The organism is Pseudomonas sp. EA_65y_Pfl1_P113 (genome assembly GCF_963970525.1).
Taxonomy (GTDB): Bacteria; Pseudomonadota; Gammaproteobacteria; order Pseudomonadales; family Pseudomonadaceae; genus Aquipseudomonas; species Aquipseudomonas tritici.
On record NZ_CAXAQM010000463.1, the window covers coordinates 1 to 480 of the forward strand.

Genomic DNA, 480 nt, shown 5'->3' on the forward strand with positions numbered 1-480 from the left:
TCGGCACCACCGGCGTCAAGCAGTTCGCGACCCGCCTCAAGATAATTGGCGATCACGGTCAGCGGCTGGTTCAATTCATGCGCCAAGGTCGAAGCCATCGTACCCATCGCACTCAGCCGCGATACGTGAATCAGCTCGGATTGGAGCTCTTTCAACCGCAATTCCGCGTGCTGCTGTTCGGTCAGGTCGTGAATGAAGCCGGTAAAGATGCGATGTCCGTCGCTATTGGCCTCGCCGACCGATAGCTTCATGGGGAATTCGGTGCCGTCGCGACGCTGGCCGACGACGATGCGACCGATGCCGATAATGCGGCGCTCCCCGGTTTCGCGATAATGGGCGATATAACGGTCATGCCGTGCGGCATCCGATGGCGGCATCAGGATTTCGACATTCGCTCCCACGACCTCGGCTTCGCTGTAGCCGAACAGGCGCTCGGCGGCGCTGCTGAACGACAGGATGATGCCGCGCTCGTCGATAACG

The 480-nt window shown here is 60.4% G+C and carries 1 protein-coding gene; it reads right to left on the reverse strand.

Annotated features, from left to right (window positions below):
* On the reverse strand, positions 1 to 480 hold a 480-nt coding region (locus AACY52_RS30585; protein ID WP_339561426.1), incomplete at both ends, for a PAS domain S-box protein.